This is a genomic window from Nocardia sp. bgisy134 (assembly GCF_057708325.1).
This window is the reverse complement of record NZ_JBYIRW010000061.1, coordinates 1-1,231: the sequence shown is the minus strand read 5'-3', so window position 1 is coordinate 1,231 and position 1,231 is coordinate 1. Positions and strand designations below refer to the sequence as shown.

Here is a 1,231-nt window from a genome sequence, read left to right as displayed (position 1 = left end):
GACCTGACCCCGTGAGGTCGGTCCATGGGCTGTGTGGGTCTTGCGGCCCATGTTGTGGGCGGGAAGGCTCGATGGCGATGACCACGAGGAAGAGGCACACCCCTGAGCAGGTCGTGCGCAAGTTGACCGAGGCCGATCGGCTGCTCGGCGAGGGCAAGGACGTCGCGGATGTGTGCCGGGCGTTGCAGATCACCGAAGCCACCTACTACCGGTGGCGTAACCAATTCGGCGGACTGAAGGCCGACGACGCCAAACGGTTGAAAGACCTCGAACGCGAGAACACCACACTCAAAAGGCTTTTGGCCGAAGCGGAGTTGGAGAAGGCGGCATTGAAGGAGATCGCCAAGGGAAACTTCTAGACCCGGAACGCCGGCGGGCGGCTGTAGCGCATCTGATGCGGCTTATGGGCGTCAGCGAACGGTTCGCCTGCCGGGTGACCGGGCAGCATCGCAGTACCCAACGCCGTCCTGCGGGCGCGCAGCAGCCCACGGATCGGGATGCCCCGTTGCGGGCATGGTTGCGTGACTGGGCACGCAACCACCCCCGTCAAGGGTTCCGTCGCGCCTACCACGACGCCCGCGGCGAGGGCTGGACGGTGAATCACAAGAAGATTCAACGTCTGTGGCGGCAGGAAGGGTTACGGGTGCCGCAGCGACGGCGCCGTAAACGAATCGGTGACTCGACGGTCACGGCGGTGACCGCGGACGCACCGAATCGAGTGTGGGCAGTCGATTTCCAGTTCGACGCCACCGACGACGGCCGTCCGGTCAAGATCGTGTCCATCGTCGATGAGCACACCCGCGAATGCCTAGGCGGGCTGGTCGAACGCTCCATCACCGCCGACCGGCTCATCGAAGAACTCGACCGCATCGCCACCGGCCGCGGATACCCGGCCGCGTTGCGCAGCGACAACGGCCCGGAACTGGCATGCCAGGCGATGCGGGACTGGGCCGGTGAACGCGTCGGCCTGGCGTTCATCCCACCCGGACAGCCCTGGCGCAACGGCTACGTCGAATCGTTCAACGGCCGACTGCGCGACGAATGCCTCAACATCAACAACTTCTGGTCGCTGACCCAAGCCCGCGTCGTGATCAGCGACTGGAAGGACGACTACAACCACTACCGCAGGCACTCAGCCCTGGGCTATCAAACCCCCTCGGGATACGCTGCTGCCTGCATCCACCGATAACCGACTCACACTCACGGTGGACCGATCAACGGGGTCCCGTCA

Annotated in this window: 1 protein-coding gene; it reads left to right on the top strand. The window is 64.7% G+C overall.

The genetic code is table 11. From position 1 onward, the window contains the following. The first annotated feature begins 77 nt into the window (after positions 1-77). A protein-coding gene (locus AC3ERS_RS36560; RefSeq protein ID WP_431972731.1) for an IS3 family transposase occupies positions 78-1,189 on the top strand; the annotation gives its coding sequence in 2 pieces (ribosomal slippage) (positions 78-345 and positions 345-1,189; 1,113 coding nt in all). Positions 1,190-1,231 lie beyond the last annotated feature (42 nt).